This is a genomic window from Vibrio sp. Vb1755 (assembly GCF_033338635.1).
GTDB lineage: Bacteria > Pseudomonadota > Gammaproteobacteria > Enterobacterales > Vibrionaceae > Vibrio > Vibrio alginolyticus.
In genome coordinates, this window is sequence record NZ_JAWOTA010000002.1 from 108,061 (window position 1) to 121,905 (window position 13,845).

Below are 13,845 nucleotides of genomic sequence, written 5' to 3' on the forward strand. Positions count from 1 at the left end.
GTTTGAGGCGCTTGATACTAAATTGGAACAGGAGTGATTAAGACATTGTTTAGTTTGCGGTATTACTCAGCGTTTCGCATACTGAGTTAATCCAAACAAATAATGTTAAAAAACGTGAGTTGCTAGCGGGTATCGGAATCGAGGTACCATCTCAGTAAATCGGTTTTATAAAAGGTTACTTTTATATGCTGAATAAGGCGATTTTTAAAAAAGCCATCATTTTTCTTCTGCCTATTCCCTTGGTTATTGGAGAGGTTTTGTATTTAGCTCGTGAAAGCGTGCAAAACAATCTCAATCATTTATTAGAAAAAAATGTGCAAATTGCAGATGAAATTTTATTCCAAATAGAGACAGAAAACCGCACGGCGCTGCTACACCCTGAGCGATGTGAAGAGCTCCAGCAAAGCTTAATGTTTGAACGAGATATTGAAGAAATGCTCATTGTGAAAGAGGGAGTCATTACTTGTTCTTCGAAATTGGGAAGTATCTCTAAACCGTTAGCTGAGCACATCACCTTTCCCAAGGGACAAACGCTAGCGCTTGGTAGTGTTGATAGCTTGTACGATCAGTTTTTGCTAGTGGTAACGGAAGGAGAGCGGGGTTATCAAGCCGTAACGATTATCGATCATGACTACTTTAATGCGACAATAGGGTTTAACAACGATTTACGCCTAAAACGTTCTGCGCTGTTTATCCATGAGCAAGTTTCACCTGAAGGAGCATTAAGAGCGGGAAGTAATCCTATCGGTATCAAATCGTCGCAAATGTTTGAGTATGAAGCTTTGAGCGAAGCCAGCGATCTTTTCGTCAAACAGAGAACACTTTCCTATTTTTTGTACTCAATTCCAATTATTTTCGTGATCTACCTTTGTTTGTATGCGTTGAATAAATTTATTGATCCTCATCGCAATTTGATACTGGATCTTAAAAGAGCGATAAAAAGAGGAGAGTTGACCCTGTATTACCAACCGCAAGTTAACGTTGATACCGGCCAGTTATTCGGGTTTGAAGCGCTAGTGCGATGGGAGCATCAAAGTAAGGGGTTCATTTCTCCGGATGAGTTTGTCCCTGCGGCAGAGCAAAGTGGATTGGTTTTTTTACTTACTGATTTCGTTCTGGATAAAGCGGCAGAGGACTTCAGTAAATTAGGCTTTGATCAGCCTGTCCACCTTGGTATTAACGTGCCGCCTGGTTATTTAGTCGGACCAAACGCGATCAGAAAAATTCAATTGCTCGACAGACAGTTGAGCCGAAACAAAGTCTCATTAGGGGTAGAGATAACGGAGCGTCAGCTCATTGATTCAGAGGCGAGAAAATGCATTGCAGCGCTGCGAGTGCATGGTATTGATGTGCTGATCGATGATTTTGGAACTGGCCAAACCTCGTTAGCATTTCTACAGCACATGCGCATAGATTACTTAAAAATCGATAAGTGCTTTGTCGAAACCATTGGTATTCCTAGCCTTAGTGCTTCTGTCTTAAAAGCGATGGTTCATTTCGCGGAAGAATTACAAGTACAATTGATCGCTGAAGGCGTGGAAACCATAGCGCAAGCTGAACACTTAAAGCAGATGGGAGTGAGATATCATCAGGGATACCTGTACTCCAAACCATTACCTTATGAGCAGCTTGCGCAGCGAAGTCATTATGATTGGTAGACGTTAGCTCTATAACACTGAGCATTTTCATCAAACACAAACTCTAACTCATTTTTGATGCTATCTAAGCGGTCTTCTTGGTAGTGAGATACATACAATAGTTGGCTTAAATTCTCTCTAGCGATGAGTTCAAGTGTGTTCTTAACTAACCGTCTACCCAAAAAATCTAACCCTTGATACGGCTCGTCCAAAATCAATAATGTGGGTTGTTTCACGATGGCTCTTGCAATCAGTAATAGTCGCTGCTGACCGTACTCTAATTGCTTGAATGAGGTTTTTTTGTACTGGCTCATATGTAAGATATCGAGCCACTCGTTTGCAATATTCATCTCTTTGCGAGTTGGCTGGTTATACAACCCAATCGAATCGTAAAATCCTGACAAAATGACTTCTAATGCGCTGCAATTGACTCGATATTGGAGGTGTAGCGCTGAAGACACCATACCGATATGCTGCTTAATTTCCCAGATTGTCTCGCCAGTACCACGCTTTTTACCAAAAATATCAATGTCATTGCTGTAGCATTGCGGATGATCGCCAAAGATCAATCCAAGTAAGGTACTCTTTCCACAACCATTTGGGCCTTTGACCTGCCAATGTTGGCCCTTGTCTATGCGCCAGTTCAAGTCAGTAAAAATCTTCTTATCGGTGTATTCGACAGCCCCATTCTTTAGTTCAAATATTGGGTTGTTGAATGGCGTCGAGTGCTGATGCTGACGTATCAAGCTCATCATTTCTTCACTCTGTTGCTCTGACTGAGATTTTATTTGTCCAATGATTGGATGATTATCCCAACTGGACTTATCCATTGTACTATCAAGCTTTCCTGCACTGAAAAGCGCGATGCTATTGATCCACTCAGGCATGTCAGATTCGCGAGAGAAGGTTATGAGTAGTTGCACATTTTGAGAAAGCGAGTGTAAATAGCGAGCGAGAGCAGCTCGGTGCGCAATATCTAAGCCAGTAAATGGATTATCGAGTAATACTAAGTCAGGTTGTGTGGCTAAAGCTCGGGCGAGCATTACTCTTCTGGTTTCTCCGGTAGAGAGAACGCGGAAGCCACTATCTCTAAGATGACTTAGGTCGAGATCATTAACTAGCTGTTCAGTTAAGTTAGTGTCTTGGCTCTGTTCTAGGATTAATGAATAAACAGTGCTTCCTTGGTCGATACGATCAAGAAAATCCGTATCATCCTTTTCTAATTCTCTTTCCAGTAATCGCTGTTGCTCTGATAACGACACTTGCGCAACGGACAGCCCATTTAGCTCAATTTCCCCACTATTTGGTGATATTTCATCACAAATAAGGTCTCCAAGCAGAGAGCCAATATCTCCATCCGCGCTGAATATCCCCCAAGACTGCTGAGTGTTAATTTTCCAATCGTCAATAAACAAGTGTGTCGTGTTTCTCTTAGCTGCAATCTGACGAAAGTGAATAGTCATTGTGTTTGTCTTCCTTGTTTTCGCTTTAGTGGATTACTTATAACAATTTACGAACTCAGTACGGAAGCGCTTTTGTGTATTAATTTTGAACAGTGCTCAGTCTTGTGCATATTAACGAAGCCTTGTATTAAAGGATAAAAATGCGACTAGAGTCATTAAGTAACAAGTAAGCTTGTCAATAATTTTGTTTTATTTTTGAATCAACCTATCATTATGCATGTAAATGTTATGCTGATAAATTCATATTTGCCGTTTGTTAATTAATCAATGTAAGGACACATGTTTATGAGTGAAACGGAATACGATTACCCTTCGAGTTACAGCCTAGTCTCCATTACCGATACCTCCAGTTACATCAAATATGCCAGTGAAAACTTTAATGAAGTAGCGGGGTTTGATGAAGGGGAGCTTATCGGTAAACCCCACAATGTTGTGCGTCATCCTGATATGCCAAAACAGGCTTTTAAAGATTTATGGACTCACCTGAAAACTGGCAAACACTGGATGGGAATGGTCAAAAATCGACGTAAAAACGGTGGCTATTATTGGGTTGACGCGTTTGCTTCTCCTATAAAATCTAATGGTGAAGTTGTGGAATACCAATCAGTGAGATTTAAACCTGAGCGTATACACATCCAGCGAGCGGAAAAAGCGTATTCGAAGCTTCGAAATAATCGTAAGCCGTGGAAAATGTATCTTCCTCGTACACGTTTGTGGATGAGATCGGCCTTCTTCCTTTTAATTTCAAACCTTCTTGGCTTACTCATTCTACAAATGAATCAATCACCAGTGATAGCGTTTGGCGTTGTTGCGTTACTTTCCGTTTTCTCTATTTATGTATTAACCAGACCAGTTGAGAAGCTCGCTAAACAGGCTAGGCAAGACTTCAATAATCCACTCATGGAATATATTTATTGCGGAAGAATCAACGATCTGGCTGAGATTGAGCTGGGTATGAAGATGCGTAAGCAATTTGCCAATGCGCTATTGGGGCGCGTTGGCGTGTCTGTAAAAGACTCTTGCGAAGAAACGCGCGCAAGTGCTAACAGTGCTGCGACAAATAGCCAGCAAGTGACGGAGAACTTAAGCGCACAGAAAGTGGAGATTGACTCGGTCGCAACAGCGGTCAACGAGATGCAAGCCTCTTCTTCTGAGATATCAAATAATGCTCAAGCGACCGCCGAGGCTACGTTAGAGGCGCAAAATACGATGATAGACAGCCGTAGCGTTATCGATAATGTTAACCAATCGGTTTTAGAGTTGGTTGATGAGCTAGGCGAAATATCTAAAGTGGTCATACGTTTGAACCAACAAACCGAGCAAATTGGAACCGTTGTTGAAGTCATCAATGGTATTGCCGAACAAACTAATTTATTAGCGTTGAACGCTGCAATTGAAGCCGCGAGGGCAGGCGAACAAGGCAGAGGGTTTGCCGTTGTAGCAGATGAAGTGAGAACCTTAGCTAAAAGAACTCAGGAATCGACAACAGAGATTAAATCGGCCATTGAAGGGATTCAAAATGGGAGCAAATCAGCGGTTTCTGCGTTAGAGAAAGGTAATGAAATGTCGACCGGAACGGTAACATTGCTAGGTACTGCTTTGGATAGCATTCAACAACTGGAATCCCTTGTTCAAGACGTCGTCGAACGAAACCAACAAATTGCGGTCGCGATAGAAGAGCAGGTTTATGTAACGGATGAAATAAATGAAAACATCCAGTCGCTTAATTTAAAGTACAGTGAATCGTATGAACTGATGACTGAAACGAACCATATGAACACCAAAGTGCAAAATTGTACCAATGACCTGTCTGAAATGATTAAAAAGTTTGCTTAAACTTTAGAAAATCTAAAAGCCCGCTAAACATTAGCGGGCTTTTAACTGGAATATAGTGAAGTGCCGGATTCGTTTACGAGCGAGGATTTCTAAATCTCGTTTTTTAAGAGCTAAAACGACGAAAGCTCGCAATAAATGCGAGCTCTCTAAATAAGTGGCGGAGAGATAGGGATTTGAACCCTAGATACGCTATTAACGTATGCCGGTTTTCAAGACCGGTGCTTTCAACCACTCAGCCATCTCTCCGTTGTGGGCGGTATAATAAGGAGCATAGTCCGACTTGTAAAGTGCTGAATTATAATAGAAGTACTGTTTGCTTGTTTTATGATCACTGATGTGATGTTGGACAGTTTGAAAACGGAGTGAAAAAGGGACAAAAAGTACCAATTTATAGAGTTTTTACTTTATATTGGCGCACGTCAATAAAATGGTGTTTTATTGTTATCTTGCTGATATATAAGACATAACATGCTTTTAGGGTACATGTGTTCGCCCGAAAGTATTTGCAAGACTTTGTGAACTAATTCAAAATTAACTGGTATAGCCAGTTGTGCTTAGAATTCTTAAGGGTGTTTATGAAGGTCACAAATCTATTTAAAGACAAAGTTGATGCGATTTCTGCTCATCAATCCGAGTTTATGAATTGGATGTCTCCAACGTTACGCGATTATTGGAGTGACTTTTTGGGGAAAGCTCAAAATAGCTTTCTTTTCTCAAAAGTTCGTGATCACCAGCAGCCAGCCGTCAACGAAGAAGTTGCACCTCAACCTGCACCGATCGTAATGGCACCTGAGGCTCAAAAGCTTTATGACGAGTTAAGTGAAAAAATTGGCGAAGTTATTCACACTGGTGATTGGGTTCATGTGTCTCAAGAACGTATTAACCAATTTGGTGCGGTAACGGAAGACATGCAATGGATTCATACTGATCCAGAGCGTGCTTCAACTGAATCTCCATTTAAGACAACTATCGCTCATGGCTTTTTAACATTAGCATTGCTGCCTAAACTGACGGATTCAGTCGATCCAGACAAGCCAATGTTCCCAACAGCTAAAATGGTAGTTAACTTGGGTTTAAACCAAGTCCGTTTCCCTTACCCTGTCAAAGCAGGCAATAATGTTCGTGCAGTCAGCACGTTAACAAAAGTAACGCCAATCAAAAAAGGTTTGGAGATTGAGCGCGAAATTAAAGTGGAAATTGAAGGTATTCGTCGACCTGGTGCGGTTGTGGTCTCTGTAATTCAACTGCATTTCTAATTCCGAAACCGGATAGAACACGACATAGTAAAAGAGAGCATCAGGGTGCTCTCTTTTTCATTTTTACTGATTAAAGTTTTTTACTGGCGTATAACCGTAATCTGCAATCGCTTTTTGTCCCTGCTCTGAACGAAGGAAAGCGATAAAACCTTTACCTGCATCGCTAATCTTATCTACTTTGTATAGCACTAGGAATGGTCGCGCCAACTTGTACTTATGATTGCTAATGTTTGTCGAGGTTGGGTCAATACCATCTAACTGAATCGCCTTGATCGAGCGATCTACTGACCCTACAGAGATAAAACCAATGGCGCGAGTGTTATGGTTAACAATGGTTTTTACCATGCTGTTGCTGTTTACAACCAAGTTGTTTGGGCTGATATCCGAGACAAGGCGATCATTAACGATTTTGGTCAGTCCCAGCAAGCTTTCGAAGCTGTAACGTGAACCTGAAGACGCTTCTCTAGTAACCACCGCGATAGGCTGATCTGCGCCCCCGACCTCTTTCCAATTCTTAATCTTACCTTTGTAAATATCAAACAGCTGTTGCTGAGAAAGGTTTTCTACAGAGTTGGTACGGTTTACAACAACAGCGAGGCCATCATAAGCGATAGGGTATACATTGAGATCTTCACCTTTTTCGCTTTCAGTCAGATAGCGAGAGCTCATGCCTATTTCGGCTACTCCTTTATTGACCATGGTGATACCAGCACTCGAACCAATGCCCTGAACAGCAACGTAATCGTCTGGGTGTGTTTTGTTGTATTCCTCAGCAAGTACATCCATCACACGAGCAACCGACGTTGAACCCGAGATGTTGATTTCTTTTGCAATGGTAGGGAGGGAGACTGCTATGGCCAATAACGTCGCCACAGTAAAACGTAACATATTAAACTCCATATACGGGATAAAGCAGAGTTTATGATATTGCGTTCAGGTTACACTTTTGTGAACTGTTAGCGCTAAACAGGGGAATTGTTTCTAGTCAAGAGGTGATGGAGCTAGCGTTTCCAAGTGGACTGAGATGATAATCTGGGCAAATGATAATATAGCTATCTTATACTTGAGTTAGGTAGATAACTACCATCGGTGATGATGTAAAGGTTATATACTAGGATCGACAGCTCTAACTATCATCCATCGGGAGAACGTTGATGTCAGTGTCCCAAATGGCGACAAGTCGTTTATACAAATCAGTTCAATCGCTCTGCTCTGCGCGTAATGCTAACTTGCCTGTCGAACAGGGCAAGTGCCTCTATGAGCTAGTAGAAAATGGCGTTGAGCTTCATCGGGCGCATTTTCTCCTCGACTCCCAGCATAGCGAGTATACTTCTCCCGTCGCGAAGATCATGTTTGATGAGGAAAACCAACTTTGGTATTTCTATGTTCCCACATATCACAACGAGCTGTTAAGGTGGGTGCCTTATAAGCCACTTCCATTTAGCCGAATGCTTGAGGACTTACTCAACGAGTTGGAGCGCGATCCTCAAGCGTGTTTTTGGGAATAGGGCGAGCCCAACGGATGCGAATGCCGACATGATTTATACTTTAGGCCTAACAACTTGGTTTCTAAAGTCTTTGGGGGTCATGTTGTAAACGGATTTAAATGCTGTACTGAAATGCGCTGCACTTTTAAAACCAGACTCAAACGCTATTTCTGTTATTGATTTTTCTGACTTGCGCAGTTGGGTTGCTGCGAAGTTTATCCGTTTCACCTTTAATATCTGAGAAAACGAAAGATCATCTGCGGCGAGGCGACGTTTTAAGGTCGCGATGGACATGCTCATATGAGCCGCTAAGCCTTCTAGCGTGATGTCTTTTTCAATATTACCCTCAATGTACTTAATGGCTTTTTGAGAGTCGCTCAGGCTACTTGCATCATCTATGATAGATAGAATGTTTGGCTCTACCTCAACCATCAACGACAGCAATGCCATTGCGATATGGCTTTGTGTGTAGTTTGGAGCATTGCGACTCGCTAACTTAACCAACATGTCCTTCAATTGTGCTACTTCGCTACTGGATTGCGTTGAAAAAGGATAGAAGCGCCTTTCTTCCGTTTTGGAACGTAGCATCGGGTGCGCTTTCTTAAAGTCACAGAATATATTTGGATTGAAGACTAAAGCCAGTGCTTTAAAGCCTCCGTCGCTAGAGACGGCTTCTGCACTGCTCAGATCTGCGGAGTTATAGAGTGTGAAATCTCCGGCTTTAAGTTCAAATTGCTCGCCATTAGGTTGATGAACTAATAGGGCACCTTCTTCAACAATATATAACCCATTATGTGTTGCAGTGTAACGCTCACTTTTGCGCGCAGTGAAGTGATTAAAGCGAATGATCTCAATGTTCGGCATACTCTTTCTTATCGTTTTACATAACAAATAAAAAAGGCGCTCAATAGAGCGCCTTTTAACTTCATTCGGTATTATTCACTTACAGTCTGTTCTGTTTGTGCTGCTGGTTGTTCAGCGAATACCTGGGTTGGCTTTGCAACTAAACTGCGGTTTTCTTGGTTTACGTCCGTAAGGACAATTTCCAATGTATCCCCAAGTTTGTATACGACCTCTTTATCGATAGAGATGGTACCGTTGTCGCCATTGCACTCAATTCTTTCTTTATTATCAAGAATTAGTGCACCAGGAATAAAGGCTGCTGCGCCATTTTCGAGAAGTCGGACACGTGCGCCTGCACGATTAATATCGAAAATCTCACCTGTGAAACAAGTTTTCTTGCTCGGCTCATCAGCAAGCGTGCGTGCATATAGCCAATCTGAGACATTTCGCTCAGCGATTTTATGATGTTTACGATGTAGAGCTAGCTCTTCGCCTACTTGGTCATCTGGTTTTTGTACAGGTTCTTTACCAAGGATGACGGCCTTCAACATACGGTGGTTGATCATATCACCGTATTTACGAATTGGTGATGTCCAAGTTGCATAGATGTCTAAACCCATTGCATAATGAGGCAGAGGCTGATTACCCACTTCGCTGTATGCTTGGAACTTACGAATACGGTTATCTAGATAAGACGTTTCTTGAGCAGCCAACCAGCGGCGCAACGCAGCAAAGCCTTCTAGTGTAGCAATAGACTCCGCTGTGAACTCCAACTGGCCTTCTGGATTGACAAGTTTAACCACTTCCTCAATCTTCTCGCTCTTGATACCTGCATGCGTATTGAAGACACCTGTTTCAAATTTATCGCGTAATGTACGACCTGCACAGATGTTTGCGGTAATCATGGATTCTTCGACAAGGCGGTTTGCACTGCGGCGCATGTCTGCGTGGATAGCGATTACATCGTTATCTTCACTGAGCTCAAAACGGTAGTCAGGGCGGTCTGGGAAGACCACTGCGTTTTTCTCACGCCATTCAGCGCGAGCAAGAGAGAACTCATAAAGATCACGAACGATGGTCGCGATCTCTTCAGATGGCTGCCATGCTTCAGAGCTGTCGTGTTCTAACCAATCAGACACGTGATCGTATGCTAGGCGTGCATGTGATTTGATGTTTGCCGCGAAGAATTTAATATCGTCGCCAATCACACCATCTTTACTTACCGTTACGGTACAGCAAATAGCAGGGCGGGTTTCACCTTCAATCAGAGAACATAGGTTGTCCGCTAAATCGCGAGGTAGCATCGGGATGTTGCGGCCTGGAAGATAAATAGTATAGCCACGTTCACGCGCTACTTTATCCATTTCATCTTCAGGTGTGATGTAGGCGGTTGGGTCCGCAATAGCGATGGTGAGTTCGAAATCGCCAGATACGGTTTTCTTCGCGTACAGCGCATCGTCCATATCTTTAGTCGACTCACCGTCGATAGTGACGAATGGAACATGAGTCATGTCTACGCGTTCTAGCTCCGCGTCGTCTTTCAGTTCCCAGTTATCGATGCCTGCTGGCTCAGAGTTTGGTAGATCGTTTTGAGCAAGCGTTACCCACCAAGGCGCAATTTTATCATTCGCGTCAGTGATTTTTTCAGAAATTTCTACGAAGAAAGAGTTATCACCTTTTAGAGGGTGGCGAATAAGATGTGCGACAACCCAATCACCTTCGGCGAACTCGTCAGGTTTTAGACCTTTCTTTAGTTTCGCTTTAAGAGATAGCTTTTTAAGCTGTGGGTGATCAGGTGCTACGTTGAGCTTGCCTTTGAACATTTTTACTCGACCAATAAAGCGAGTCACGGCTTGTTCCAGCAGCTCTTGTGGCTCTGCAACTTCGCGTTCATTTTCGGTGCGGATAATGGCGACGACTTTGTCACCGTGCATGCACTTTTTCATGTACGCAGGCGGGATGAAGAAGCTAGTCTTACTGTCCACTTCCAAAAAGCCAAAGCCTTTATCTGTGGCTTTTATTGAGCCTTCTTTTTTAGGCAGGTTTTCTTGGATTTGCTGCTTAAGCTGAGCGAGTAGTGGGTTATCTTGAAACATCTTTTCTTAAATTACCTATGGAGTTGGGCACACTATAATCATTGCGAGCTATTATTACTACCTGTGGAGCGTAATTTCGCCGTGAATTTTGCCTATTTAACCACGAGAAATTGGCTTAAATATTGATGAAATTCTCATCTGTGAGCTACGCGAATCTACGGGGAATGGTAGGGCTGGTGGAAAAATATGCTAAAAATACCATTGTTGAGAATAAATTGTGATGTAATTCAATTTTTTCTGGATTTTTTTATGCTTTTAAGGAATAATCCGCCTCCCTTAGTCGTCCCTAATGGCTTATCGCGGTTGTGTACTGTGCTGTGTTCCCGTCTGAATGGAATCAGTATCTGGATGGATCAGTATCGAATTGGAAGAGCATATGGGACTGTTTTTTTGTTTAATTAAGTAGGATCCCAATGCAAGATTCTGTTATTCAATTCAGTGATTTATCTCTGAATGATTCTATCCTTTCTGCTCTAGACGGAATGGGTTTCGTGTCACCAACTCCAATTCAGGCTGCGGCAATCCCACACCTATTGGAAGGTGCTGACGCGCTGGGTAAAGCTCAAACAGGTACAGGTAAAACAGCAGCGTTCTCTCTGCCTCTTCTCAACAAACTCGATCTAAACCAACGCAAACCGCAAGCGATTGTACTTGCTCCGACTCGTGAGCTGGCAATTCAGGTTGCAGCGGAAATGAAAAACCTTGGTAAAAATATCAAAGGTTTGAAAGTTCTAGAGATTTACGGTGGCGCATCTATTGTCGACCAAATGCGTGCTCTTAAAAGTGGCGCTCATGTAGTTGTTGGTACTCCAGGCCGTGTTCAAGATCTGATCAATCGCGAACGTCTACACCTAGACGAAGTTAGTACTTTCGTTCTTGATGAAGCAGACGAAATGCTAAACATGGGTTTCGTAGATGACGTAACTGCGATCATGGAGCACGCTCCAGAGTCAGCACAACGCGTTCTGTTTTCTGCAACTATGCCTCCAATGCTGAAGAAGATCGTTGAACGTTTCCTTCGTGACCCTGTAACGGTTGACGTTGCTGGTAAAAACCACACTGTAGACAAAGTTCAACAACAGTTCTGGGTAGTGAAAGGTGTAGAGAAAGATGAAGCGATGTCTCGTCTTCTTGAAACTGAAGAAACTGACGCGTCAATCGTATTCGTACGTACTCGTCAAGATACTGAGCGTCTGGCTGACTGGCTATCTGCACGTGGTTTTAAAGCAGCTGCACTGCACGGTGACATTCCTCAGTCTCTACGTGAACGTACTGTTGATCACATCAAACAAGGTGTTATTGACATCCTAGTTGCAACTGATGTTGTAGCTCGTGGTCTTGACGTTCCACGTATTACGCACGTATTCAACTACGACATCCCATTTGATGTTGAGTCATACATCCACCGTATCGGTCGTACTGGCCGTGCTGGACGTAAGGGTAAAGCGATCCTTCTAGTTCGCACTAACCAAATTCGTATGCTTCGCACTATCGAGCGTGTAACTAAGTCATCTATGGAAGAAATCCAACTTCCTCTACGTGACCAAGTTGCTGAAGCTCGTCTAGCTAAGCTAGGCGCTGAGCTTGAAGCAGAGAAAGAGCACAAAGCACTAGACAAATTTGCTGAGCTGGTAGAGAAACTACAAAGTTCTCTAGACATCGACCCAGCAACACTTGCTGCTATGCTTCTTAAGCGTCAGCAAGGCAAACGTCCTCTGTTCTACATTGGCGAAGACCCAATGGTTGAAGCAATTGAGCGTGACAAGCAACGTCGTAAAGAGCGCCGTGAAGGTGGTCGCGACGGCGGTCGTAACTTCAACAACCAAGACTGGGATACTTACCAGCTTCAAGTTGGTCGTGAGCAAGGCGTTCAAGTTAAAGACATCGTTGGCGCTCTAGCAAACGAACTAGGTCTAGGTAAAGGTTCTATCGGTGCGATCAAGCTAGCTCAAGGTCACACATTCGTACAGCTACCTAAAGCAATGACTTCAGACGCGGCGAACAAGCTAAGCAAACTACGTATCCGTCAACAAGATGTTGGTGCTGTAGTATGTGACTTCGATGATTTCCGCGAGTCTCGTGGTGGTCGCCGTGACGGTGGTCGTCGCGATGGTGGTCGTCGTGATGGCGGTGGTTACCGTGGCAACCGCGAAGGCGGCAACCGTGGTGGTGATCGTCGTGAAGGCGGCCGTCGCGAAGGTGGTTTCCGTGGTAACCGTGACGGCAACCGCGATGGTAATCGTGAAGGTGGCGAACGTCGTTTCGATCGCAACCGTGGTGGTGATCACCGTGGTGCACATCGTGGTGAACGTGGTCACGGTCGTGGCCGTCGTACAGACGCATAATCACGAGTGATTAAAGCGACGTTTTAAGTTGCTACAAAAAGAATTGAAAGCCGAGCAAAGCGCTCGGCTTTTTTATGCGCGTCTAATACGGTTTTGCTTTTCATCGTGTTTGTTTACCCAACTTATTACTTCGTCTAAGGGCAGGGCAGAACAAGTAACCCTGAATGATGTCACAGCCTCGACTTCTCAAAAAATGCAGTGTGTCCATGTCTTGAACGCCTTCTGCTACGACCGAATACCCTAATCCATGTGCTAGCGCAATCGTGTTCTCAACGATAGAGCGGGAGCCTTCAGTGCGGCTTGCTGTGAAAAGAAATTAACCAGCTTACCTTGAAACGTATTATCAATCTTTCGACGTTTTTGAGGTTATCTCATAATTTGAATCAGTCATTGGCCTTCAGGTTGTGTCATGTCTTCGATAGACTCAAAGTAGTATTTACGATAAGGGAGCCCAGTAAGAGCGTCATGGACGGCATTGCGCTTCTCTCTTTCAGCAACAGTATGAAGCTTTAATATCGAATCGTTGCTCCACTTAATCACCAGCACGACAAAGATACTGCCGCCAAAAAGTATAAGAGAAACCCCCGTTTCTAAGAGAGAAGTAATAGGTTTTTGCATGATAGCGTGCAAAAAAACGGCATAAGCAAAAATGAAACAGCTGATTAACAATAATAGGAAAGTCCACCCGGTTACGTCAGTTTTCGAGCAGATGTTTTTTGTCATCTGCCATCCCCAGCAGAGCAAAATCAAACCTAAGATCACTAATAGAAATGCAATAGTGGGCACATTATTACCCCGATTTATTGATTGGTTTGTTATTTTTGTTCACCCAATAAACAACGTAGCTTATATATCTGACTTTGTACAAATTGACCTATTCAT

At 43.3% G+C, this 13,845-nt stretch carries 10 protein-coding genes, 1 tRNA gene and 1 pseudogene; 5 read left to right on the forward strand and 7 right to left on the reverse strand.

Annotated elements, in window-relative coordinates; all coding sequences use genetic code 11:
* Window positions 1-185 precede the first annotated feature (185 nt).
* Window positions 186-1,658: an EAL domain-containing protein gene (locus tag R7E00_RS03020; protein WP_025768976.1), complete on the forward strand. Its 1,473-nt coding sequence runs from the start codon at window positions 186-188 to the stop codon at window positions 1,656-1,658.
* On the opposite strand, the gene modF is transcribed toward R7E00_RS03020, so the two are convergent.
* Window positions 1,646-3,100, reverse strand: coding sequence for a molybdate ABC transporter ATP-binding protein ModF (gene modF, locus R7E00_RS03025; protein WP_213885157.1), 1,455 nt, complete (start codon window positions 3,098-3,100; stop codon window positions 1,646-1,648). The genes R7E00_RS03020 and modF overlap by 13 nt on opposite strands.
* Window positions 3,101-3,385: 285 nt before the next feature.
* Here modF and R7E00_RS03030 point away from each other — a divergent pair, with 285 nt between their 5' ends.
* Entirely contained in the window at window positions 3,386-4,936 is a 1,551-nt protein-coding gene (locus R7E00_RS03030; protein ID WP_198556859.1) for a PAS domain-containing methyl-accepting chemotaxis protein, read from the forward strand.
* 155 nt (window positions 4,937-5,091) lie between these two features.
* Here the strand turns inward: R7E00_RS03030 and R7E00_RS03035 are convergent.
* Window positions 5,092-5,182, reverse strand: a tRNA-Ser gene (locus R7E00_RS03035).
* Window positions 5,183-5,511: 329 nt separating this feature from the next.
* Here R7E00_RS03035 and R7E00_RS03040 point away from each other — a divergent pair.
* Window positions 5,512-6,192, forward strand: coding sequence for a MaoC family dehydratase (locus R7E00_RS03040; protein ID WP_005375670.1), 681 nt, complete (start codon window positions 5,512-5,514; stop codon window positions 6,190-6,192).
* A gap of 63 nt (window positions 6,193-6,255) precedes the next feature.
* On the opposite strand, the gene R7E00_RS03045 is transcribed toward R7E00_RS03040, so the two are convergent.
* Complete coding sequence (locus R7E00_RS03045; protein WP_017635752.1) at window positions 6,256-7,080, reverse strand: phosphate ABC transporter substrate-binding protein; 825 nt, start codon at window positions 7,078-7,080, stop codon at window positions 6,256-6,258.
* A gap of 266 nt (window positions 7,081-7,346) precedes the next feature.
* Between R7E00_RS03045 and R7E00_RS03050 the strand changes: the two genes are divergently transcribed.
* Window positions 7,347-7,700: a DUF3024 domain-containing protein gene (locus R7E00_RS03050; protein ID WP_017821084.1), complete on the forward strand. Its 354-nt coding sequence runs from the start codon at window positions 7,347-7,349 to the stop codon at window positions 7,698-7,700.
* A 33-nt stretch (window positions 7,701-7,733) separates the two neighbouring features.
* Here the strand turns inward: R7E00_RS03050 and R7E00_RS03055 are convergent, their stop codons facing one another.
* Complete coding sequence (locus R7E00_RS03055; protein WP_170893308.1) at window positions 7,734-8,543, reverse strand: helix-turn-helix transcriptional regulator; 810 nt, start codon at window positions 8,541-8,543, stop codon at window positions 7,734-7,736.
* 71 nt (window positions 8,544-8,614) lie between these two features.
* Window positions 8,615-10,618 (reverse strand): exoribonuclease II, encoded by a 2,004-nt coding sequence (gene rnb, locus R7E00_RS03060; RefSeq protein ID WP_042521896.1) that lies wholly within the window; start codon window positions 10,616-10,618, stop codon window positions 8,615-8,617.
* Between the two features lie 413 nt (window positions 10,619-11,031).
* On the opposite strand from rnb, the gene R7E00_RS03065 reads away from it, so the two are divergent.
* Window positions 11,032-12,963, forward strand: coding sequence for a DEAD/DEAH box helicase (locus tag R7E00_RS03065; protein ID WP_054574370.1), 1,932 nt, complete (start codon window positions 11,032-11,034; stop codon window positions 12,961-12,963).
* Window positions 12,964-13,035: 72 nt separating this feature from the next.
* On the opposite strand, the pseudogene R7E00_RS25420 reads toward R7E00_RS03065, so the two are convergent.
* A pseudogene (locus R7E00_RS25420) lies at window positions 13,036-13,279 on the reverse strand (EAL domain-containing protein); the annotation flags it as partial.
* Between the two features lie 71 nt (window positions 13,280-13,350).
* Complete coding sequence (locus tag R7E00_RS25425) at window positions 13,351-13,581, reverse strand: hypothetical protein (RefSeq protein WP_224721257.1); 231 nt, start codon at window positions 13,579-13,581, stop codon at window positions 13,351-13,353.
* Between the last annotated feature and the right edge of the window lie 264 nt (window positions 13,582-13,845).